Annotated in this window: 1 protein-coding gene and 1 pseudogene; both read right to left on the bottom strand. The window is 39.4% G+C overall.

What is annotated here, in order from left to right:
- Positions 1 to 221: pseudogene (locus H5187_RS23880) on the bottom strand (DUF600 domain-containing protein); the annotation flags it as partial.
- A 25-nt stretch (positions 222 to 246) separates the two neighbouring features.
- A partial coding sequence (locus H5187_RS23875; protein ID WP_182798510.1) for a tol-pal system YbgF family protein occupies positions 247 to 660 on the bottom strand: 414 nt, incomplete at its 5' end.

The following is a 660-nucleotide window of genomic DNA, read 5'->3' as shown; positions in this document are numbered from 1 at the left end:
GTGGCATTCACAAATAGGGTGTTGAATAAACCGACTATCTCGTCTGTCACGGTAATCGGCTGTTCGCTTGCATCGGAAGCAGTTTGATAATGCGCTTTGCATTCAAGTACGCTTTCATCTTCGTAATTTAAAATAAGTTGTGCTTCAAGCCACGGCTCTTTTATTTGCTGATAAAGGTACTGACCGAGTTGTTGTGGGATGTTTTTAATGTCAGGTTGCATGTGCTGTCCTTAGCGTTATGTTCGTTTATAGCTGGACTTCGGACTTCAAAAAGTCATAGTAAAAAAGTCCATCTTCTTCGTGATCTTCAAATATTTCTTTTCCGGCTAACATATAGGCCTTAAGTAAAGCATTTTTACTTCTTTCTTTGTCGTCTAACTGATAATGACATTGGCCAGCTCTAAAGTGAATAAATGGGTTATCGAGTGCTTCAGGGTAGTTTAATGCATCTAACATTGCATCAAGGGATTGTTCATATTCATCAAGCATATAATAACTATCACCGATAGATACTTTAAGCCAAACCGCTTGCTCCCAATCCTCATCTGGGTCGGTGAGTAAATCAAAGGCTTTTTGCCAGAGTGTAATTGCGCCTTGAAAGTCTTCTTCATCAAAAAGATCATTGCCTTGCTCGCAATACTCATCTATTTGGTCATGTAC

The organism is Pseudoalteromonas sp. SG44-1 (genome assembly GCF_014164315.1).
Taxonomy (GTDB): domain Bacteria; phylum Pseudomonadota; class Gammaproteobacteria; order Enterobacterales; family Alteromonadaceae; genus Pseudoalteromonas; species Pseudoalteromonas rhizosphaerae.
The sequence above is the reverse complement of the archived record's forward strand: the minus strand, read 5'-3'. Positions and strand labels throughout refer to the sequence as shown.